The sequence below is a fragment of the Martinezella sp. CNPSo 3959 genome, from assembly GCF_057784355.1.
In genome coordinates this window covers 1-21,393 of record NZ_JBXSOV010000014.1, presented here as the reverse complement: position 1 = coordinate 21,393, position 21,393 = coordinate 1, and the positions used below count along the sequence as shown (strand labels likewise).

Sequence of the window (21,393 nt, the reverse complement as noted above, 5' to 3'; positions counted from 1 at the left end):
CAGCCACCTTCTCGGGTTGAAATGCTATCGGAGGCGTTTTGCCTCCGACCGCCGAAGCGGCCGGAGACTGGGAGGAGCAGCTCTCAGCTGCCGATACCGAGTTTCTTGCAGCCATCTGCATAGCGGTCGTTGCAGAGCTGTTCCGGAGTCTGGATCGGCTTGCCGTTGACGGTCTTGTCGATGATCTCGGCCTTCAGGTTTTCGGACGTGACCAGGGCCGGTGTGAACAACTTGGTCGGCGTGTCGAAGAGCTTCGTGTCGGCCTTTGGTGTCTCGCCAGAGAGCAATTCGATCGCGACATTGGCGGCGGCGGCAGCCACGATCTCGCTCGGCTTGGAGATGGTATTGTACTGATCGCCGGAAATGATGAGCTGCAGGCCGGCGATGGTCGCGTCGTTGCCGGTGACCGGCGGAACAGGATCGAAGCCCGCGGCCTTGAAGGCGGCGACAGCGGCACCACCGGTGCCGTCATTAGCGGCAACGACGCCGAGGATCTTCTTGCCGAAGCGGGTGATCTGGCCGCTTGCCCATTGCTGCGCCTTCGGCGGCGCCCATTCCGGCGTGTCGAACTCCGCAAGCACTGGATAGCCGCCATCGGCGAGACCGGCATGGATGCCCTTCTTGATCAGGCCGGCGGCAGCATCGGTGGGCGAGCCATTGATTTCGAGAAGGCCGCCATCGCCCGCCTTCACGCCCTTGGCTTTGAGGTGATCGACCAGCGACTTGGCGATCATCTTGCCGATCTCTTCATTGTTGAAGGAGACGTAGTAGTCGGCAGCGGCCGACGGGATCGGGCGGTCGTAGGCGATGACCTTCACACCCTGGCTTTGCGCGAGCTTCACCAGCGAAGCGGCGGCAGTGGAATCGACCGGATCGAGCACGATGGCCTTCGCACCTTGCGAAATTGCCGAATTGAACTGCTGCTGCTGACGGGAAGCATCGCCATTGGCGTTCTGGTAGATGACCTTGCAGCCGGCGCAGAGCTTCTTCATTTCCGCCTGGAAGCCAGGGAAATCGTGCTCTTCATAGCGCGTCGAGCTCTGGTCGGGCATCAGGAAAGCGACGGTCGTATCCGTCACCTTGGCGGATTGCGCAAAGGCGGACGTACTGGCCAAAAGACCAACCGCGAGCGTGGCTGCGCCGGCGATTTTCAGTGCGAAATGGTTCATTGGAATTTCTCCGTTCCAAATGGTAATGGTTTCCCTCGATCATCACGGCTGTTCGCACGCGATGCTCTTGTTTGGCTGTCCCGCAACGGCCATCCGGCCGACGCGGCGGTAATTTTGGACAAGCCTTCTCCTTCGGACGGCAAAGGTGCCTGCCCGTTCGCTTGCCCTGAATTTTGTCTCTCCTCCCTGTCCTCCCTTGTGTTAGGCGGCCTCCACCGCGCGTGCGTGCTGTGCCAAGAGCGATCTGAACCGGGAGGGCGCCATGCCCTTCAGATCCAGAAAACGCCGATTGAAGTTCGAGATATTGTTGAAGCCCGCTGCAAAGCAGATGTCGGTGATCGTCATGTCGGCCTTGCTCATCAAGAGATGGCAGGCGAAGTTGATGCGCAGACGATTGACATATTGCACAAGCGCCATGCCGGTATGGCGACGAAAGCTGCGCGAAAAGGCGCTCGGGCTCTGGCCGGTCAATTCGGCCAGATCGCACTCGCTGAACGGCTCGGTCAGATGTGCGTTGATGTAAGCCAGCGCCTGGTTGACACCCGCCGACATGAAGCCGGATGGGTCCGGCTGATAGCCGGCGCTGGCAAGCGTGCGCGTGCCTTCAGCCCGGCTCATGGCGTCGAGAATATTCATGAAGAGTTCGATGCGGCGGATACCGGTCGCTTCCACCAGCTCGCCGAGGATCGGGCCGACGATGGCAGCTGTCTCAGGCGTAAAGAGCGCACCACGGCGGCTCGTTTCAAGAATACCTGCGCAGGCCGACAGCTCCGGAAAGACTTTACTGGCATCGGCAAAGAAGGATTCGGAAAATTGCAGCACGCGGCAGCGCAGCGGTAAGGTGACGCCAGCGGGCACGTCGCTCACCCAATTATGCGGCAGGTTCGGCCCCGTCAGCACCAGATTGCCCGGCTCGAACTCGCCGATGAAGTCGCCGATGAAATATTGGCCCGTCGTCGCGACGACGTGGTGGATTTCATATTCGGGATGGAAATGCCAGCGAACGGTGCGGTAGGGATAACCGTGTTCCCAGGCCTTGAAGGATTCTCCGCTGCCGATCGCGACCACTTCCAAATCGGGGTTCATCGGCAAGCCTCCTTTCATCCGTCCGCATAGCAACGGTTGCGGCGCCTCCTCCCAGAGGCCATCACGTCTTCTATGTGGTAAACCTACCCCTCATAAGCGCCCGCCGCTACTACGCCTTGTACGCTCGACTGATACTTTTTTGACTTGAAGGGTGACTTATTTGGCGAAATGTGCAGTGCGGCATAGGCGCTGCGATGCCGAAGGTCGATATCCGGCATCGAGCGCCGAGAATTTCGCTTTGATCCGAGGCGTCAAGGGTGCGTTCGGCGGGCGCTTGCGGTCCGCTGGTTTCGTTATTTCTGCTTCCCTTGATCATGATGCCACTTGATGGCGAAGAACATGCCCGTGCCTAACACGAGAACCTTGAACAAGATGAAGACTAAAGGGAACCAATCCCACATTTCGGATATTTCCAGGCTAATTGACACTATTTATCGTGAGGAGCACCACCTCGAAACTGATGCTCTGGCCGCTTTTTTGTTCAAACCATCGTCGAATCCAACTTCGATCATAATATTCCCGCCCACACGGCACAGTGGCGCCATCGTCCATCTCGCCGCGACGGTCATCAATTCGAAATGAAGCCCACAGACTTAGCTCGCGGAATGCAGCGTTTCGGTTGCCGGCAGGCGGACGAGCTTACCTTCCTCGGCCTTATAAAAGTACTGACTGGCAACAAGCCAGCCCTTCAGCGGGCGTAGAGGTGGGATGCAGGTCGCCAGCATGAAGGGGCCAGTCAACAGAAACTGCACCCAGACCGGAGCGGAGAAGGCCACCTCCAGCCAGACGCCGAGAAGAACGCTCGGGATACAGGCGAAACAGATGACGAAAAATGCCGGGCCGTCGGCCGGATCGGCAAAGGAATAGTCAAGCCCACACGCCTCGCATCGTTTGCGCAGGGTCAGAAATCCGTCGAACATGCGCCCCTGACCACAGCGTGGGCAGCGGCACCGGAGACCAGTCTGCAATGGGCTCATCGGGGGATAGTCAATATCCATGACATTACTCCTGATTCAATCTCTCAAGCGAATGCAATCAATTAGGAAATTGCATGCATACAATATATGTATAATGAATGGAATGATCGAGTCCAGTTGTCAGAATGACGCAGCTGCTTCCCGGCAGAGTGGGATAAACCGATGCCACGGCGACGGAGCGCGCAGATATGCATGGTTTGGTTTGCATCATAGTGGCGGCGAGACTTGACGAATCCCGCCATTGTCGATGTGCTGAATATTCGTATGCTCGCCGTGCTTGTCGTAAGTTTAACCAGACAGATGCCAGTGACGCCAAGAACGACTGCGGCCAGGGCGTTTTGGGAGAATGCAATGTATGACAATATCATTTGTGCCATTGGGCTTGGCTCACGCGAACGCGCCGAGCGCCTGTTGCGTACATCCCACGCACTTCTGTCTCCAGACGGCGAATTGACGGTCGCTCACGTCATCGAGCGCTTCCTCTCGGGACGGGAAAGCCCGGACGAATGGACTGTCTCAGCGATCACGGAAGCCGAGGAAAAGCTCAATGCCTTGTGCAGGCGTCTCGGCATTACCGCGACCATCGATGTGCGCATGGGCACGGCATCGACGACGCTGCTGACCATCGCCAAGGAGAGGAAGGCCGATCTGATTATCCTCGCAACGCATACGTCCGATATCATCGATCGCATATTCGGTTCGACGGTCGAATACGTCATCCGCCATGCGGAATGCTCCGTCCTTGTCGAGCGAGCCGACAAATCGCATGACGATATCGCCGGGAAAGCGGATACGGCGAAGAAGGCATAACGCTCCCTCGGAGTGGCCTTTCATGCCGGGTTCTCTGCGAATATAGCGCGGTTACGGTTTGCGCTGCCCCGTGGTGATGCTACATAGCCGCTCCGACCTCAAATCCAAGACGAGATGAATGACTGAATCCGCCATCACCTGGAGCATCGCGGGCCTGACCGCCCTCGGTGTCGTTACACGCCCATTCCGATGGCCGGAAGCAATCTGGGCTGTTATCGGCGCAGCGCTTCTCGTTGCGCTTCGGCTCATCGGTCCAGCCGAGGTATGGACAGGCATATCCAAAGGGTTCGATGTCTATCTCTTCCTGATCGGCATGATGCTTTTGTCGGAGCTCGCACGGCGCGAAGGGCTCTTCGACTGGGTGGCGGCAATCGCCACCGCGCATGCCAAGGGCTCTCCTCGCCGGCTGTTCGTGCTTGTCTATGTCGTCGGCGTGGTCGTGACGGTATTCCTGTCGAACGACGCAACCGCCGTCGTACTCACGCCGGCCGTCTACGCAGCCTGCCGTGCGGCACGGGTGAAGGACCCTATGCCTTATCTGCTGGTCTGCGCCTTCATCGCCAATGCCGCGAGCTTCGTGCTGCCGATCTCCAATCCGGCCAACCTGGTGATCTTCGCCGGCGGCGATATGCCATCCCTGTCGCGCTGGATGCAGACCTTTCTGCTGCCATCCATCGTGTCGATCATCGTCACCTTCGCCTGCCTCTACTGGACGCAGCGCCATGCACTGGCGGAAGACACGATCGCCCGCGAGGTTGGCCAGCCCGCCCTTTCCCATAGCGCCAAACTGGCAGGATGGGGGCTGATAGTCACCGCCCTCATTCTGATCGTGGCGTCGGCCATGAATGTCGATCTCGGCATCCCGACATTTGTCGCGGGCCTCCTCACGACCGTCATCGTTCTCGTCCTTACCCGGCAAAATCCGCTGGAGACGGTTCGCGGCATCAGCTGGAGCGTAATACCTCTGGTTGCGGGCCTTTTCGTGATCGTCGAGGCGGTCAACCACACCGGGCTCACCGCCCTCCTGTCCGAAAAGCTGGCGTTGCTGGCGGCTCAGTCGCAGACACAGGCGGTCGGCGCTGCCGGGCTTTCGGTTGCAATCGTCTCTAATCTGGTCAACAATTTGCCGGCCGGTCTTTTCGCCGGCAGCGCCGTACAGGCAGCCCATGTTCCTGATTCCATTGCCGGCGCAGTGCTGATCGGCGTCGATCTCGGCCCCAACCTCTCCGTCACCGGCTCGCTTGCCACGATCCTCTGGCTTGCTGCCCTTCGCCGCGAAGGGCTGCATATGGGAGCGCTGGCCTTTCTGAGGATCGGTGCTCTCGTGATGTTTCCGGCTTTGATCCTCTCGCTTGCGGCCCTCGCACTGATCTGACTGCGAACAACATCGAGTTTATAGACGACCGGTCGATTATTTGTTACGGACCGCTCATGATGACGAAGAAGAAATCGGAGCTGACTCGCAGCCATATTCTCGCAATCGGGCGGGAACTGGTGCTGCGCAAGGGTTTCGGAGGCGTGGGCCTGAAGGAGCTGCTCGAGCAGAGCGCCGTGCCGAAAGGCTCATTCTACTACTATTTCGCATCCAAAGAGGCCTTCGGCTGCGCCCTGCTGAAGCAATATTGTTCCGACTACGCGGAGCGGCTCGACGCGCTCTTCGGCTGGAAAGGCAATGGCCGCCAGCGGTTGATGCTCTATTGGAATGCCTGGCTTTCCGACGGCAATACGGCCAGCCTGGCCGACCGGTGCTTGGTCGTGAAGCTTGCCGCCGAGATCTCCGATCTCTCGGACAATATGCGCGTGATCCTGCTCGGCGGTGTCGAGGATCTCATTCGCCGCATCACCAACACAATCACCGAGGGACGCGAGGACGGTTCGATTTCGCCATCGTGCATCCCGGAAAAGACGGCCCGTTCGCTCTATAGCCTATGGCTCGGGGCGGCAATCCTGGCGAAGCTAGGAAAAGACAAGACACCGCTCGACCAGGCCATGCTTGCCACTGAGCAAGCCCTTTTGGCACCCGGCGGCCTTTGATCCAAAGCAGGACCAGCATGTCAACACACAAGGAAAATACAATGCGCAGTGCCATCCACGATGTCTTTGGCGACCCGGCTTCGGTCCTTTATCTGGCCGACATGCCGCTGCCGGAGCCTGCCGCCGGAGACGTGCGCATTCGCACCATTCTCTCCCCCATCCACAATCATGACCTTTGGACCGTGCGCGGCGCCTATGGCTACAAGCCTGTTTTGCCTGCCATTGGCGGCAGCGAGGCGGTCGGCTTCGTCGATGCCGTCGGACCTGACGTCGACAAGGCGCTGATCGGCAAGCGCGTCGTTGCGGCCGGTGTCCATGGCACTTGGGCAGAGCAATTCACGGCGCCGGCAGCAAGCCTTGTTCCGGTGCCTGATGTGATCTCCGACGAAGCCGCAGCGCAGCTGATCGCCATGCCGTTCAGCGCTATCTCGCTTTTGGAATTCCTCAATGTCGAGCGCGGCGACTGGATCATCCAGAACGCAGCGAATGGTGCTGTCGGCAAGACTCTGGCCATGCTGGCACACAGCCGCGGCATACACATGATCAATCTCGTTCGGCGAGATGGCGGCATCGATGAGCTATCCGCATTCGGTATCGGCAATGCCGTCTCGACCGCGGCGCCCGATTGGAAGGCGAAGGTGCGCGCCATGATCGGCGACGCGCCGATCCGTGCCGCAGTCGATTCTGTCGGTGGTGTTGCGAGCAACGACCTAGCAGACCTCCTGGGCGAAAACGGCCTGCTGGTTTCCTTCGGCACTGCTGCCGGCAAGCCGATGCAGATCGCCTCGAGGGCCGTCATCTTCAAGCAACTCACGATCAAGGGCTTCTGGGGCATCAAGATCAGCGCCGCCATGCCGGCGGAAGAGCGACGGCGGCTGATTAGCGAACTCATCACACGCGTCGCCTCGGGCGAAGTAAAGCTGCCCGTGGAGGCAGCCTACGACATCACCGAGATCTCAGAAGCTGTGAAATCCTCGTTGGCACCCGGCAAGACCGGCAAGGTTCTGCTCAAACTACTATAGGTTTTCCTGGGCCTTGACGTAGCCGCCGCAGAGAGCTGGGGCGGCTTCGTGGCACGCGGCTAGATCGATTGCAGCGCCTGCGAACGATTACACAAAAATTCGCAGAATTGCTCTTGTCCCTCTAGTTACTAGAGGATGTAGCGATGGTTCCAAGACAAAATCTGGAACCGAAACATGACGTCGCCAACACAACAGAGCCGCTATCGCGTAGAGGGCATGGATTGCGCCTCCTGCGCCGCGAAAATCGACACGGCCGTTCGCCGGCTGCAGGGTGTCGAGGATGTTTCCGTCTCGGTCACCGCAGGCACGATGACGATCAAGCATCAGAGCGCCCCGGACCTGTTACCCAACATAACCAAGCGGGTTACGGGACTGGGCTACAAGGTTTTTCCGCTGCCGCAAAGCAGCGTTCCGACAGAAAAAGCCAATCATGACGATCACGCCTGCGGTTGCGGGCACGACCATCATACGCACGAGTCCGATGGCCGCGACCATGGTCATGCGGGGCACGATCACGAGCATGATCATTCCGGTCACAACCACGCTTCGAACGAGCGCGATGCCTCGGTTGCCGGCCTCCACGGTCACGATCATGGACCGACCAGCGGGCCATGGTGGAAATCCGCCAAAGGCCGCCTGACGATCGCAAGCGGCGTGGCGCTCGCCGCCGCCTGGGGTATCGGCAAGCTGGTTCCGGCATTGGACGTCTGGATCTTCAGCGCGGCCATGCTTGTCGGCTTGGTACCTATCGCCCGGCGCGCCCTCATGGCTGCAAGGATGGGAACGCCGTTCTCGATCGAGATGCTGATGACGATCGCGGCCATCGGCGCCGTTATCATCGGTGCCGGCGAAGAAGCTGCTGCCGTCGTTTTCCTTTTCCTGATCGGCGAACTGCTGGAAGGCGTTGCGGCCGGCAAGGCGCGCGCCAGCATCCAGTCCCTCACGGATCTGGTGCCCAAGACCGCGCTCATCGAGGAGAATGGCAAGACCCGCGAAGTGCAGGCTGAAAGCCTCGCTGTCGGCGCCATCATCCTGGTGCGCCCCGGCGACCGCGTTCCGGCCGACGGCGTGATTCTCTCCGGCGAAAGCGCCATCGACGAGGCGCCGGTGACAGGCGAAAGCACGCCGGTGCGCAAGGGCGTGGATGCAAACGTCTTTGCCGGCACGGTCAATGGTGACGCCGCGTTGCGTGTTCGGGTAACGGCGGCAGCATCGGACAATACCATCGCCCGCGTCGTCAAGCTGGTCGAAGAGGCGCAGGAATCGAAGGCTCCGACCGAGCGTTTCATCGATCGCTTCTCGCGTTATTACACGCCAGGTGTCGTCGTTGTCGGTGCACTCGTCGCCGTCATCCCGCCTTTATTCCTGGGCGGCAGTTGGAGCGAGTGGGTCTATAAGGGTCTGGCGATCCTGCTGATCGGGTGCCCATGCGCCCTGGTCATCTCGACTCCGGCGGCAATCGCGGCATCACTGTCTTCAGGCGCCCGCCGCGGCCTGCTGCTGAAGGGTGGCGCCGTGCTGGAAAATATCGGCAAGGTCACCGCTGTTGCTTTCGACAAGACCGGCACCTTGACCGAAGGAAAGCCCAAGGTCACCGATATTGTCGGTCTCGGCATGAATGAAACGGACGTGTTGCGGCTGGCAGCCGCGCTCGAAACCGGCTCCAGCCATCCCCTTGCCCGTGCCATCCTCGACCGCGCAGCTGAAGCCGGAACTGATATCCCTCAGGTCATCGATGCCAAAGCGATCGGTGGAAAGGGCGTCAGCGGCACGGTCGATGATGTGGACGTTTTCCTCGGATCGCCGCAGGCAGCCACCGACCGCGTATTATTGACCTCGGAGCAATCGGCCCGGATCGCCGCGCTCAATGATGAAGGGAAAACGGTTTCCGTCGTGGTTGCCAAAGGTGCGGCCGCCGGCTTGCTCGCTATGCGCGACGAACCGCGCACCGATACGGCAGCTGGTCTTAAAGCGCTTGCTGATGCGGGCATCAAGACCATCATGCTGACGGGCGACAATCAGCGCACGGCACAGGCGATCGGCAAGACGCTCGGCATAGAGGTTCGCGCCCAATTGCTGCCCGAAGACAAGCAGCGGATCGTCGGCGAGCTGAAGCGGCAAGGCTTTCACGTCGCCAAAGTCGGCGACGGCATCAACGATGCGCCAGCGCTGGCAGCCGCCGATATCGGAATTGCCATGGGTGGAGGCACCGACGTTGCGCTGGAGACGGCAGATGCCGCCGTGCTGCACGGCCGCGTCGGCGATGTCATCGAGATGATCGATCTTTCCAAGCGGACGATGAGCAATATCGGCCAAAACATCACCATCGCGCTCGGCCTGAAAGGTGTGTTCCTGGTGACCACGATCGCCGGCATTACGGGGCTCTGGCCGGCGATCCTCGCCGATACCGGGGCAACCGTACTGGTCACCATGAATGCTCTACGCTTGCTCGCGCTGCGGCCTCGCCGGGTGGCAGCCTGAATCGTCGACTGGCGCCGATGAACATGTCGGCGCCTATCTTTTCTGCTTCCAAAATTGCCGCCGGATCAGGACCTCCGGACGGACAGATAACGGCGCGGCGACAGTCCGAATGCCTTCCGGAACATGGCGATGAAGCTGCTCGCGCTCGCATAGCCCAAGCTGTCCGCCACCTCAGCGATCGGTGCTCCCGCGCTCAGATGCTCCAGTGCCAGCAACAGCCGAGCCTGCTGGCGCCAATTTGCGAAAGACATGCCCGTTTCTGCATGAAACAGCCGCCTGGCCGAACGCTCAGATATGCCCGCCCGCTGCGCCAGTGACTGAAACGTCTCCTCGCTGGCAGGGTCCTGCAGTACGGCGTCCGTGATGCGCAGAACACGCCGGTCTGTCGGCATCGGCAGATGCAGGCTTTCACGCGGTGCGGCCCGAACCTCATCGAGTAGAACCGCTGCGAGGCGACGCTGCTGCGCCGACAGCTTTTCCTCCCAATGCCATGTGGTTGCCCGGCGCACCAATGCTCGCAACACGTCACTGACGCTCAGAACACACGGCGTCACCGGCAAACCGGCGCTGGCGCCTGGCGTCAACAGGATGCCCCAGCCGCTCGGCACGCCGTTGATCCCTGCCTTGTGCATGACGCCGGGCGGAATCCAGCCCGCACGCTGCGGCGGTAGCAACCATGAACCGCCGGGGGTATCGACACGGACGAGCCCGCTCTCAATGCAGAAAAGCTGCCCACGGCTATGCGCGTGCCAATCATATTCCTGAGTGCCGAGACGGAAGGTGCTGCCGGGTTCATCCGAGCCCCAGAAGGCGATGAGCGGCGGCCCGTCGACGCGTTCGCCGATATCTTCGATGCCCATTTTGGTTTGGCCGTTTTGCAATATTCATAGTCCGAATGTCGTTATCATGCTCTGGCGGTGCTGCGCTATCTTTCTCTCGCAAGATCGAAATCGACCAGTGAGTGGAATAGAAGACCATGCAGGACTTTCATGTCGTCATCATCGGCGCAGGCCTCGGTGGCCTGTGCCTTGCACAGGGATTGAAGCGCGCCGGCATCCGTTTTGACGTGTATGAGCGCGATACGGCCGCCGATAGCCGCTTGCAAGGCTACCGCATCCGTATCGACGCAAACGGACAGCAAGCGCTGACGTCATGCCTGCCGGCCACTCTGTTTGACCTCTTTCGGGCGACTGCCTCGATAAGTCCTCGATCCTCCTGCTTCCTGACACCTCAGCTTTTGCCCGTCACAGGGCGCACGCCGGCGAGCTGGGATACCGGCGAGGATGAAGACGACGGCGATCTGAGCGTCAATCGCCTCACGCTTCGCGAAATCCTGCTGTCGGGGATCGAAGATCATGTTCATTTCGGACATGCCTTCACCCATTATCGTTGCATGGATGACGGTCGCGTCGAGGTGCAGTTCGACGGTGCCGGCCCGGTTTCCTGCAATCTGTTGGTCGGCGCCGACGGCGTGAACTCGCAAGTGCGCCGCCACCTGGCACCCTATGCCGAACCGGCGGATACAGGTTCCATATGTGTCTACGGCAGGAGCGAAATGCCGCTGAACGATGCCGCCGACCTGCTTGGGAATGGAACGACGGTAGTCTTTGCCGATGGGTGCACGGGGATCTTCGATCTCATGCGCTTCCGCAACGATCTTCCGAACCTCGCCGTCAGTCTCGTACCCGATTGCAGGCTGACGCCGGTGACGGACTATCTATATTGGGCGCTAATCGGCCCTCGTCAAAAACTTGGATTGGAGACCTACGATCACACGCAGGATCTGCCTGTATTGCTGAGGACAGCAATGCGCGGCTGGCATCCTGAACTGAAACAGATCATCAGCCACAGCAAATCGACAACCGTGGCGGCACTCCCCGTCAGAAGCGGACGCCCGGACGTTCTCTGGCCATTCGGTGCAGTGACGCTGCTCGGCGACGCCATTCACGCGATGAGCCCTGCCGGTGGACTCGGCGCTAATACAGCGCTCGAGGATGCTCGCATGCTCGCACAGATCCTGGCCAAATCCGGCAAGGAAGCGAAGACGGCCTATACGGCCTTGCTGGATTACGAGGCCGACATGCGCGAACGCGCGGCCCGCGCCATTGATACGTCGGAACGCGGTGCGGCGATGCTGTTCGCAGCAATGACAGACAAAATCGCTTAAGGACAACAGCATGACAATCGATGCAACCACCTTCACGTTTCACGACGTCACCCTATGGCCAATCGTGCGCCAATCGGCCGGGTCCGTGCAGCCAGGCTATTCCATACAATGGGAAAGGGAGATGGACGCTATCCTCGCCATCTCCACGCCCTTCGTGGTCATCATGGACGGCGATCAGGCAGCCGAGGATCACGAAGATCGCAAGGCCCGCGGCATATGGCTGAAGAAGAACAAAACGGCGCTTGCGGCAATTTGCCGGGCAGTGATCGGCATCGAGGCAAACCCCATCAAGCGGGCAGCGATGCAGGTGCAGATGGCGCTGGCGACGAAGGCGTTCGGCACTAGAATGGATCTCGTCGCGACGCATGAGGATGCGCTTCGCCTTGCGGCGCGGATTCTTGAAGGCAATGAAGCCGCGGCCGCGCAGATCGGCTAAGCATCCCCTCACGCGACGTGATGCGGACCGGGTAGCTTGCAACCTGCCCGGTTTCTTGGCTAAGCGCAGCTCAGGAAGCCGATCGGCGCAGAAACATGGTCTCCTTCCAGCCAAGCTCCGGAGCGATCAGCGTTACGAAGTCGTGGATGATCTGCCGATATTCCTCATCATGGAACTCATAAGGCAGCTCCAGCCGGAATTCGTTGACATGAGGCAAGATCGGATCTTTGCGCAGGCGCTCAAGAATTTCATCCGAGGAGCCGACGATATCGCGGGCGAAAAGCGTGCGGCGTTCGCCTTGGGGTGAAAGCGTGCGCTCATAGCGGCCGGCGGCATAGTCGGTGTAGCGTTTGCGGGTAATCGCATCGGCGCTGTCGAAGGGCACGATGACTCGTCCGAGCGCCACCCGCCTCGTATCGCCGCCAGAGGCGCGATAGGTTTCCAGCTGACGCGATTGAGCAACGAAGAAATCGTCGGTCTGCTCGCCCGTGGTGACGTTGCCGATCAGCAGATTGAAGCCGTTGCGTCCGGCCCATCCGGCAGATCGCAACGAGCCGCCGCCATACCAGATGCGATCGATCAGCCCCTTCGCATAGGGCTGAAGCCGCGGACGCTGTGGGCCGAACGGCGTCTTGATGAGCGTATCCTGATTGCCGAGATAGGCGCCCCGCAGATTATCGGCAAAGCGCAGCACCCGCTGATGAGAGAAATCGTGGCTTTCCCAGTCCCCATCGAAAGCAAGCGGCCCGATCAGATCCGCATGCAGCGGCCGGCCGGCGCTCAATCCGATATTCAACCGTCCGCGCGAGAGCACATCCACCGTCGCCAGATCCTCGGCCAGCCGATAGGGGCTTTCATAGCCGATGGGAATGACGGCGGTGCCGAGCTCGATATGGCGCGTGCGCTGGGTCGCTGCCGCTAGAAAGGCACTCGCCGAGGAAATGCCGGGCTCCAAGTGTCGCTGGCGAACCCAGGCGCTGTTGAAACCCCTCTCCTCTCCGTATTCGAGCAATTGCAGGGTCTGTTCCAGACCGGCTAGCGGATCTTCATCCGGATAGTTTCCAGGCGTGAGAAAGCCGATATGGCTGATCGATGCGGCTTGGCGGCTCATGGGGCTGTCTCCTCAAAATTTGGGCAGGCCTGGCGGATTGGTTTCCGACGTCGGCAAGGCTTCCTCGGCAAGATGCCAATGGTCGAGGATCTTGGCGTAGGTACCATCCTTGATCAGCCCATTCGTTGCGATGGTGAGCGCCGCCGCGAGACCGCTGCCCTTTCGCGTGGTGATCGCGACATCCGAGCGATCCGGCCAACCAGCACTCAGCGTGCCCACGCGCTTGATGTTCTTGTCGCGAGCGGCGATGTAGACAAGCTGGGCGTGCGGCTGCACGATGACATCGGCGCGGTTAGAACGCAGAGCCAGAAGGCTCGCCGCCTCGTCGTCGTAATATTGCAGCTCGATCGGCTTCAGGCCGGCTTTGACATCCTCATCGCTCCATTTCAGCAGGATGCGCTCCTGATTTGTACCGGCGCCGACGATGATGCGCAGGCCGGCTGCGTCCTTCGGCTCCTTGATAGACCCTATCTTGCTGTCGCTCTTGACGAAGAAACCGTGCAGGCCTTGCCGATAGGTGGAGAAATCGAACTTCTCCTTGCGCTGCTCGGTGACGCCGACATTGGAAATGACGGCATCATATTTGCCCGAGGTCAGTCCGAGCGGCCAGTCGATCCACGCGACCGGGACAAGCTCGAGCTTCAGGCCAAGCGCATCGGCAACCGCATAGGCATAATCGGGATCGGCGCCAACCACCGTCTTGGCATCTGTCGCATAGGTCGCAAGCGGCGGACCGCCGGGCGCGACCGCCACGGTGAAGGTGCCTGATGTGACGAACTTGAAATCCTTCGGGATGGCGGCAATCGCCGCTTCGTTTTTCGCCGCGTGAAGACGTCCTGGCTGTTCCGGGCTCAGATCGAAATTTTCGGCCGCCCTTGCCGGCGCGAAACCGGTCAAGGCAAGCACCACTGCACCTGCCAGTATAGTTTTCAAGTTCATATGGATAGTCACGGAACCTGTATCTCCATTTGCGATGGATGGGAGCGGACCGACGTGAGCCCCACTGACGCCGGTCCGCCCGACCAACATTACGAACCGCTCTTCGGCAGGCCCGCAGGGTTGGTCTTGGATTGATCGACCGCTTCAGCAGTCAGGCTCCAGCGCTTCAGCACTTCGCCATATTTGCCGTTCTTGATCAGATCGTTGAGTGCGAGGGTGATGGCATCGGCAAGGCCGGCGCCCTTTTTCGTCGTCACGGCGATTTCGGCCGTCAGCGGCCAACCGCCGGAGACGGTGCCGACAAGCTTCCTCGTGCCGTTGATGGCGGCCTTATAGGCCTGTGTCGCATTCGGATTGAATTCGACATCGGCACGACCGGACTGCAAGGCAAGATCGGCGGCGGCACGGTCGTCGTAGTACTGAACCTCGATAGGCTTCAGGCCGGCTGCCACATTCTGGCGGTCCCATTCGAGAATGATCTTCTCCTGATTGGTGCCAGCGCCGGTGATCACCTTGAGGCCTGCGACATCCTTCGGCTCCTTGATCGCGGTGATCTTGCTGTCAGCCTTCACGTAGAAGCCGAGCACGTCCCTGCGATAGGTGGAGAAATCGAACTTCAGCTTACGCTCTTCCGTGACCGTCACATTGGAAATGACAGCGTCATACTTTCCTGAGGAGACGCCGAGCGGCCAGTCCTCCCAGGCCACCGGCACCAGCTCGAGCTGCAAGCCGAGGGAGTCGGCGAGCAACTGTGCGATATCGGGATCGGTGCCGACGACCGTTTTCGCGTCGGTCGCATAAGTAGCGATCGGCGGGTCCCACGGGTTGATCGCAACCGTGAACTTGCCGGGATTGACGAATTTGAAGCCCCGCGCAATCGCCTTGATCGCTGCCTCGTCCTTCTCGGCACGGATGCGATTGGATGTATCCGGGCTCAGGTTGAATTTTTCGGCCGCAATGGTCGGCGTCCCACTCATCGCTACCGCCGTAAGAACACCGGCAACGATATATCTTGCTCTCTCAATGAATGTCATTTCCCTTTCTCCTTTTTCAATTTTAAGTTGTTGATACAGCTATAATGGCCCGGACGCCTGCTGCGTCAGAGCGTCGAATGCTTGCCTGCGACTGCTAGAGAACCTTGGCGAGGAAAGCGCGCGTGCGCGGATGTCTCGCATCGTTGAGGATCTGTGTGGGCGTGCCGGCTTCGATAACGTGGCCGCCCTCCATGAAAACGATGCTGTCGGCGACCTCGCGGGCAAAGCCGATCTCGTGGGTGACGATGACGAGCGTCGTGCCGGTGCGCGCAAGCTCCTTGATGACATCGAGCACTTCGCCCACGAGTTCAGGATCAAGCGCCGATGTCGGCTCGTCGAAAAGAAGGACCTTCGGCCGGAGTGCCAGCGCGCGGGCGATGGCAACACGCTGCTGCTGGCCGCCGGAAAGCTGGCGGGGATAGGCATCGATCTTATCGCTGAGGCCGACGCGCGCGAGAAGCTCTTGCGCATAGGCGGTCGCTTCGTCGCGGCTCACCCCACGAACCTGGATCGGCGCCTCGATAATATTTTCCAAAACAGTAAGATGCGGGAACAAGTTAAAGTTCTGAAAGACCATGCCGATGTCGGTCCGGCGCTTCAGAATGTCCTTTTCCTTGAGCTCATAGAGCACCTCGCCCTTCTGCGTGTAACCGACGAGTTCGCCATCGACGGAGATGAAGCCGCTGTCGACGCGTTCAAGATGGTTGATGGCGCGCAGCAGCGTCGATTTCCCCGAGCCCGACGGGCCGATAATGGCCGTGACGCTGCCGGCTGGCAGGTTGAGCTCGACATCGTCGAGAACTTTCAGCGTGCCGAAGCTCTTCGAAATACCATGGATGCGCACGGCACCGCCCCTGGCACGAAGATCTGTCACGCTCCGAAAAGCGGCGAATGCCCTGGTGTCCGAACTACCGTCTACAGTAGCGGGCAGCGGCCGCTGGAAGCGTTTGAAGAATGCCTGGAACGGCAACGGCGTCGGATTGCGCACCGCACCCTTGGAGAAATAGCGCTCGATATAGTGCTGGGCAATCGATAGCACGGTCATGATGACGAGATACCAGACGGTTGCCACCATCAGCAGTGGAATGACTTCCAGATTGCGGCGGTAGATGACCTGCACCGTGTAGAAGAGTTCCGGCAGGGCCAGCACGTAGACCATGGAGGTGCTCTTGGCGAGGCCGATGATCTCGTTGAAGCCCGTGGGCAGGATGGAGCGCATCGCCTGCGGCAGAACGATGCGGAACGCCTGACGGCGGCGCGAGAGGCCGAGGGACGCGGCCGCTTCCAGCTGACCCTGGTCGACTGACAGAATGCCGCCGCGCACGATTTCGGCAAAGAAGGCCGACTGGTTCAGCGTCAGTCCGAGAAAGGCCGCGGCAAACGGTGTCAGGAGCTGCGTGGTCGGATAATCGAAGAGAACCTTGTCGCTGAACGGGACTCCAATGCTAATGGTTTCATAGAGATAGCCGAGATTGTTGAGAACCAGCAGCAGCACAATCATTGGGATCGAACGCAGCAGCCAGATATAGCCCCAGGAGAGGCTCGCAAGCAGGGCCGACTTCGATACGCGCGCCAGAGCCAATGCCGTTCCGAGGATAGAGCCCGAGACCGCCGCAAGCGCTGTCAGAAGCAACGTCCTGCCAAGGCCAACCAGGACCGGCTCGGCAAAGAACCACTCGGCGAAGACACCCCAGCCCCAGCGCGGATTGGTGAAGGTGGAGTAGAGGACGACCGCCATGACGACTGCGGCAAAGATCGTGCCGGCGGTTCGTCCAGGGTGCCTCGCCGGCACGATGCGATAACGCGAATAATCTGTCTTCGTCTCGGCGGCTCCAGTGCCTCGATCGACACCTGCAAAATCGGTCGTCAGCGCCATGATCTTTACCCCTTTTTGATTGTCGTTGATCCGCTACGCATTACCGGCCGGCGGCTGCCAAGCGCTGCTGCGAGCCCGAGGTTTCGGCGATATAGGCCAGAGCCAAATGGCTGATATCTTTCTCGAAGGGCAGGCTCTTGTAGATCTCCGGATCGACGGAGGTATCGAACAGGGCTGTGTAGCCGTTGTTGAGATAAAGACCGACCGCCTCGGGTTGGCGAAAGCCTGTCGTCAGGTAGATGCGGCGATAGCCCTGCCGCGCCGCCTGGGCCTCCAGTTCGACCAGCAGCCTACGCGCCAATCCCTGGCGACGGAGATCGTGCCGCGTCCAAATCCGTTTGAATTCAGCAGTTTGGTCGTCATAGTGCTTGAAAGCGCCGCCGCCGATCGTCTCCCCGTTTCGGAGCAGGAGCAGGAAATTGCCATGCGGCGGCGCGAAGGCCTCCGGCGGATAGCGATTGAGTTCGGCAGCCGCCCCTTCAGCATTGAAATAGTTGCCGTAGCGACTGTCATATTCGTGGATCAGTTCGTCGATCAGCGGCTTGGCGCGCGGGTCCAGCGTGGTCGTATAAAGAAACGTGTCGCTCATGTCGTTCGTCACCCGTTGTCATTCGCGAGGAAAGTTTCGGCGAGCCGCACCCAGTAGCGAGCCGCTGGCGCGATAATCGCGTCGTTGAAATCGTAGCGGGCGCTGTGCAGCGGCGCGCTGTCGCCATTGCCGACGAAGAAGTAGCTCCCAGGCTTTGCCTGCAGCAGGAAGGCAAAGTCTTCGCTTGCCGTCCGCGGCCGGAAATCCGCCTCGACGGCAGCGCCTCCAAGCGCCTGCAAGGCGACATTGCGGGCGAATTCCGTTTCCTCGGCATGATTGACGAGGGCGGGAAAACCGAGGCGGTAATCGACTTCCGCTGCGGCGCCAAAGCTTTCCGCCTGCGCGCGTGCCAGGGCGGAAATTCGGTCCTGCAATCTCGCCCGAACAGTCTCATTGTAGGCGCGCACGGTCAGCTTCATCTCCACGCTTTCCGGGATGACGTTCGAAGCCGAACCGGCATGAATGGAACCGACCGTTGCAACCGCCATTTCCTGAGGATCGATATTGCGCGAGACGACGCTTTGCAGGGCGGTGATGAACGAGGCCGAAGCCAGCACCGGGTCGACCGCACGATGCGGCTCGGCACCATGCCCGCCCTTTCCAACGATCGTGATGACCGCCTTGTCGACTGAGGCCATCGCCGGCCCGGCAACGAAGCCGAACTGCCCCGACGGGACGCCCGGCCAATTGTGCAGGCCGAACACCGCATCGACCGGGAAGCGATCGAAAAGTCCCTCCGACAACATCTTGCGCGCACCCGCGCCGATTTCTTCAGCCGGCTGGAAAATTAGCCGCAGCGTGCCGCTGAAATTGCCGCTTTCGGCAAGATAGCGGGCAGCAGCCAGCAAGATCGACGTATGTCCATCGTGGCCGCAGGCGTGCATGACGCCGGGATTGGCACTCTCGTAATCAAGTCCGGTCGCTTCCTCGATCGGCAAGGCATCCATGTCGGCACGGATGCCGATACTGCGGTTACCAATGCCCCGTCTTAGGGTCGCGACCACGCCGGTCCCGGCTATGCCGGTCGCGACTTCATAGCCCCAATCGGCAAGCAGCGAGGCTACCTTCTTGGCAGTGCGATGCTCCTGAAAGGCGAGTTCGGGATATTGATGCAGGTCGTGCCTAAGCGCGATGATTTCATCGAGATAGGCGGCGATCCCTGTCTCGATTGGATCGGTAATCGAAGCGGTCTTGATGATGGCGTTCATGGTCATCGTCCTGGCTCAAGCGCCTACGGCTTTTGCGGGTTCGATGTCGGCAGCCTCTGCGGCATAACGGCTTTCCCGATATGGCAGTCCCAGATAATCGCGGAGCGTCTCGCCTTTCAAAGCGGGATCGAAATAGCCGCGCTCGGTCAGGATCGGCAGGACATACCTGGAGAAATCGTCGAAGCCTTCACCGATGACGGGGAAGCCGAGAATGAAGCCGTCGGCGCCCTCTTCGTCCACCCAGCGGATGATCTCATTAGCAATGTGCTCGGCCGTGCCGATGAAGGAGGTTCGCGGCGTTGCCGCGTCGAGCGCCACCTCGCGCAAGGAGAGCCCCTTCTCCCGCGCCGTCTTCTTGATGCGATCGGTCGTGGCGCGGAAGTTGTTGCGGCCGATATCTCCGAGGTCGGGAAACGGCTCGTCCAGCGGATAGGCGCTGAAATCGTGATGATCGAAGAAGCGACCGAGATAGGCGAGCGCCTCCTCGATGGTGACGAGATTGCGGATCGCCTGATACTTGGCTTCCGCCTCCTCCTGCGTCGCGCCGACGATCGGCCCGATGCCCGGGAAGATGCCGACATCGGCGGCACTGCGGCCATGGGCAATCGCGGATTGCTTGACCTGCTTGTAGAAGGTCTTCGCGTCTTCCAGCGGTCCGCCATTGGTGAAGACGGCATCGGCATGTTTGCCGGCCAGCCGGATGCCGGAATCAGAGGCGCCGGCCTGGAAGACCACCGGCTGGCCCTGCTTTGAGCGACCGATATTGAGGGGGCCTTCGATGCGGAAAAACCGACCTTTATGGTTCAGGCGATGCAGCTTGGATTTGTCGGCATAAACGCCGCTCTCACGGTCGCGCACGAAGGCATCGTCGTCCCAGGAGTCCCAGAGCCCCTTGATCGCATCGAGATACTCGTCAGCGATCTCGTAGCGCAATTCATGCTCGGGATGCTCGCGGCTATAGTTGCGGCCGGAGCCTTCGAGCGGTGAGGTTACTGCGTTCCAGCCGGCGCGGCCCCCGCTGATGAGATCGAGCGAGGCGAATTGGCGGGCGATGGTGAAGGGATCGCTATAAGAGGTGGAGACCGTACCCACCAGACCGAGCTTCGTCGTGAAGGCGGCAAGCGCCGAAAGGATCGTCAGTGGCTCGAAGCGATTGAGGAAATGCGGGATCGATTGCTCGTTAATATAGAGGCCATCGGCAACAAAGGCGAAGGCAATCCCTGCCTCTTCAGCTTTGCGGGCCGTCTTGACGAAGAAGTTGAGATTGGTGCTGGCATCAGCCGGGACGCTCGGATGCTTCCAGGCATTCATGTGGCCGCCGGGGCCTTGCAGCATGATACCGAAAGTGACGTGTTTTTGAGCCATGATGATCCTCCTGGGACAGGCCGCTCAGGCAACGAGGGAAAGGCGTTCTTTGGCGAGCAATTCTATGGAGTTGAGCCGTTCGGCCGCGGTCAGCGCCGGCGTGTCGAGCACGAATTCCTCGACGCCGTAACGGCGGTGGAGTGCGTCAAGCTCGTCGCGGATCTGCGCTGCCGTGCCATGCAGCACGCTCGGCGCCTTCTCTTCGGTCCGGAACTCCGAGAAGCCGGCCTGACGCGCAAATTCCGCTGCCTGCTCCTGGGTGCCGACATTGACGCTCTGGCCGTTGGGCAGGAAGAGCTTGACGATGCGCAGCTGGCCGACGCGCTCACGGGCATGGGCTTCGCTTTCGGCAGCCAAGGCTGCGAGCGCCAGGATCGGCACCTTGCCGCCCGTCGCATTTGCGTAGGCTTCGAAGGTATTGCGCAGATTTTCCGGATCGCCGTTCAGATGGCCGGCAAACACCAACCTCCAGCCCTTCTCCGCGGCAAGCTTCGCACTCTCGACGCTGGCGCCAAGAAGGAAGCGCTCCGGCGCGCGTGGCGGAAACGGCGTCGCCAGCGCGCCATCGGAATGAGGGTCGGCCGCGAGATAGGTGTTGATATCGGAAAGCTGTTCGGCGAAGTCAGGCTTCTTCTCGGAATCGAAGGCCCGCTGCAATGCCCGCGTCGAGAGCGGAAACCCACCCGGCGCCTTGCCGACACCGAGGTCCACGCGCCCCGGCGCCAACGAAGCCAGGAGATTGAAAGTCTCGGCAACCTTGTAGGCGCTGTAATGCTGCAGCATGACTCCGCCGGAGCCGACGCGGATCCTAGAAGTCCGGGCAAGAAGATGAGCGATCAGGACTTCCGGCGCCGAACTTGCGAGGTTCGCCATATTATGGTGCTCGGCGACCCAAAAGCGATGATAGCCAAGTTCTTCGGCCCTAACGGCGAGCCTCGTCGTTGCGCCAAGCGCATCGGTGGCACTGAGCCCCTGTTCAATCGGACTTTTGTCGAGAAGACTAAGGAGATAAGACATGCCGTTTCATCCATGTTTTCGCTCAATGTCGACCATGGAGCGCTATAGTCTATAAAAAACATAGATTTTAAG

Annotated in this window: 19 protein-coding genes; 7 read left to right on the top strand and 12 right to left on the bottom strand. The window is 60.3% G+C overall.

Annotation, left to right across the window (positions count from 1 at the left end; all coding sequences use genetic code 11):
* Positions 1–83 precede the first annotated feature (83 nt).
* From AC13RE_RS23475 to AC13RE_RS23465, 3 genes are all read right to left on the bottom strand, one after another.
* A complete protein-coding gene (locus AC13RE_RS23475) occupies positions 84–1,169 on the bottom strand; it encodes an ABC transporter substrate-binding protein (protein ID WP_488564719.1) in 1,086 nt (361 codons plus the stop codon).
* 201 nt (positions 1,170–1,370) lie between these two features.
* Positions 1,371–2,255 carry an AraC family transcriptional regulator gene (locus AC13RE_RS23470; protein ID WP_132718294.1) on the bottom strand — a complete coding sequence of 295 codons (885 nt, stop codon included), beginning with the start codon at positions 2,253–2,255 and terminating at the stop codon, positions 1,371–1,373.
* Positions 2,256–2,848: 593 nt separating this feature from the next.
* Positions 2,849–3,253 (bottom strand): DUF983 domain-containing protein, encoded by a 405-nt coding sequence (locus AC13RE_RS23465; protein WP_488564718.1) that lies wholly within the window; start codon positions 3,251–3,253, stop codon positions 2,849–2,851.
* A gap of 330 nt (positions 3,254–3,583) precedes the next feature.
* On the opposite strand from AC13RE_RS23465, the gene AC13RE_RS23460 reads away from it, so the two are divergent.
* The 5 genes from AC13RE_RS23460 (at position 3,584) to AC13RE_RS23440 (ending at position 9,579) form a co-directional block, all read left to right on the top strand.
* On the top strand, positions 3,584–4,042 hold the full coding sequence (locus tag AC13RE_RS23460; RefSeq protein ID WP_488482744.1) for a universal stress protein: 459 nt from the start codon (positions 3,584–3,586) through the stop codon (positions 4,040–4,042).
* Between the two features lie 118 nt (positions 4,043–4,160).
* Positions 4,161–5,417, top strand: a complete 1,257-nt coding sequence (locus tag AC13RE_RS23455; RefSeq protein ID WP_488564717.1) for an arsenic transporter — start codon at positions 4,161–4,163, stop codon at positions 5,415–5,417.
* A 56-nt stretch (positions 5,418–5,473) separates the two neighbouring features.
* Positions 5,474–6,076 (top strand): TetR/AcrR family transcriptional regulator, encoded by a 603-nt coding sequence (locus tag AC13RE_RS23450; protein WP_112337222.1) that lies wholly within the window; start codon positions 5,474–5,476, stop codon positions 6,074–6,076.
* A 41-nt stretch (positions 6,077–6,117) separates the two neighbouring features.
* Positions 6,118–7,098 carry a zinc-binding dehydrogenase gene (locus AC13RE_RS23445; RefSeq protein WP_112337223.1) on the top strand — a complete coding sequence of 327 codons (981 nt, stop codon included), beginning with the start codon at positions 6,118–6,120 and terminating at the stop codon, positions 7,096–7,098.
* A gap of 174 nt (positions 7,099–7,272) precedes the next feature.
* Positions 7,273–9,579 carry a heavy metal translocating P-type ATPase gene (locus AC13RE_RS23440; RefSeq protein ID WP_488564716.1) on the top strand — a complete coding sequence of 769 codons (2,307 nt, stop codon included), beginning with the start codon at positions 7,273–7,275 and terminating at the stop codon, positions 9,577–9,579.
* Positions 9,580–9,644: 65 nt separating this feature from the next.
* On the opposite strand, the gene AC13RE_RS23435 is transcribed toward AC13RE_RS23440, so the two are convergent.
* Positions 9,645–10,439: an AraC family transcriptional regulator gene (locus AC13RE_RS23435; RefSeq protein ID WP_488564715.1), complete on the bottom strand. Its 795-nt coding sequence runs from the start codon at positions 10,437–10,439 to the stop codon at positions 9,645–9,647.
* 116 nt (positions 10,440–10,555) lie between these two features.
* Between AC13RE_RS23435 and AC13RE_RS23430 the strand changes: the two genes are divergently transcribed.
* Together AC13RE_RS23430 and AC13RE_RS23425 are read left to right on the top strand one after the other, a co-directional pair.
* Positions 10,556–11,746, top strand: a complete 1,191-nt coding sequence (locus AC13RE_RS23430) for an FAD-dependent oxidoreductase (protein ID WP_488564714.1) — start codon at positions 10,556–10,558, stop codon at positions 11,744–11,746.
* Between the two features lie 10 nt (positions 11,747–11,756).
* Positions 11,757–12,182: a hypothetical protein gene (locus tag AC13RE_RS23425; protein ID WP_488564713.1), complete on the top strand. Its 426-nt coding sequence runs from the start codon at positions 11,757–11,759 to the stop codon at positions 12,180–12,182.
* 70 nt (positions 12,183–12,252) lie between these two features.
* Here the strand turns inward: AC13RE_RS23425 and AC13RE_RS23420 are convergent, their stop codons facing one another.
* The 8 genes from AC13RE_RS23420 to AC13RE_RS23385 form a co-directional block, all read right to left on the bottom strand.
* Positions 12,253–13,293 carry an LLM class flavin-dependent oxidoreductase gene (locus AC13RE_RS23420; protein ID WP_488564712.1) on the bottom strand — a complete coding sequence of 347 codons (1,041 nt, stop codon included), beginning with the start codon at positions 13,291–13,293 and terminating at the stop codon, positions 12,253–12,255.
* Between the two features lie 12 nt (positions 13,294–13,305).
* On the bottom strand, positions 13,306–14,232 hold the full coding sequence (locus AC13RE_RS23415; RefSeq protein WP_488564711.1) for an ABC transporter substrate-binding protein: 927 nt from the start codon (positions 14,230–14,232) through the stop codon (positions 13,306–13,308).
* 89 nt (positions 14,233–14,321) lie between these two features.
* Positions 14,322–15,266 carry an ABC transporter substrate-binding protein gene (locus AC13RE_RS23410; RefSeq protein ID WP_488564710.1) on the bottom strand — a complete coding sequence of 315 codons (945 nt, stop codon included), beginning with the start codon at positions 15,264–15,266 and terminating at the stop codon, positions 14,322–14,324.
* Between the two features lie 94 nt (positions 15,267–15,360).
* On the bottom strand, positions 15,361–17,142 hold the full coding sequence (locus AC13RE_RS23405) for an amino acid ABC transporter permease/ATP-binding protein (protein WP_488564709.1): 1,782 nt from the start codon (positions 17,140–17,142) through the stop codon (positions 15,361–15,363).
* Positions 17,143–17,182: 40 nt separating this feature from the next.
* Positions 17,183–17,731 (bottom strand): GNAT family N-acetyltransferase, encoded by a 549-nt coding sequence (locus tag AC13RE_RS23400; protein ID WP_095437626.1) that lies wholly within the window; start codon positions 17,729–17,731, stop codon positions 17,183–17,185.
* A gap of 8 nt (positions 17,732–17,739) precedes the next feature.
* Positions 17,740–18,939, bottom strand: coding sequence for a M20 aminoacylase family protein (locus AC13RE_RS23395; RefSeq protein ID WP_488564708.1), 1,200 nt, complete (start codon positions 18,937–18,939; stop codon positions 17,740–17,742).
* A 15-nt stretch (positions 18,940–18,954) separates the two neighbouring features.
* Entirely contained in the window at positions 18,955–20,304 is a 1,350-nt protein-coding gene (locus AC13RE_RS23390; protein ID WP_488564707.1) for an LLM class flavin-dependent oxidoreductase, read from the bottom strand.
* Positions 20,305–20,328: 24 nt separating this feature from the next.
* A complete protein-coding gene (locus AC13RE_RS23385; RefSeq protein ID WP_488564706.1) occupies positions 20,329–21,321 on the bottom strand; it encodes an MsnO8 family LLM class oxidoreductase in 993 nt (330 codons plus the stop codon).
* Positions 21,322–21,393 lie beyond the last annotated feature (72 nt).